Raw genomic sequence first — 388 nt, 5'->3', positions numbered from 1 at the left:
GTGCCGGTGGTCACCGTGTCAGGTGTGCCGCTGCCAGTACTGGTGGTGCCGGATCCCATGACCGGGCTTTCCCCGGTGCCGGTGGTCACCGTGTCAGGTGTGCCGCTGCCAGTACTGGTGGTGCCGGTTCCCATGACCGGGCTTTCCCCGGTGCCGGTGGTCACCGTGTCAGGTGTGCCACTGCCAGTACTGGTGGTCACCGCGTCAGGTGTGCCGCTGCCGGTACTGGTGGTGCCGGATCCCATGACCGGATTTTCCCCGGTGCCGGTGGTCACCGTGTCAGGTGTGCCGCTGCCAGTACTGGTGGTGCCGGATCCCATGACCGGGCTTTCCCCGGTGCCGGTGGTCACCGTGTCAGGTGTGCCGCTGCCAGTACTGGTGGTGCCGG

General features: G+C 67.5%; 1 pseudogene. It reads right to left on the bottom strand.

Annotated elements, in window-relative coordinates:
- A pseudogene (locus AK963_RS34550) lies at positions 1 to 388 on the bottom strand (hypothetical protein); the annotation flags it as partial.

It is taken from the genome of Endozoicomonas atrinae (assembly GCF_001647025.1).
Taxonomy (GTDB): Bacteria; Pseudomonadota; Gammaproteobacteria; order Pseudomonadales; family Endozoicomonadaceae; genus Endozoicomonas; species Endozoicomonas atrinae.
The sequence above is the reverse complement of the archived record's forward strand: the minus strand, read 5'-3'. Positions and strand labels throughout refer to the sequence as shown.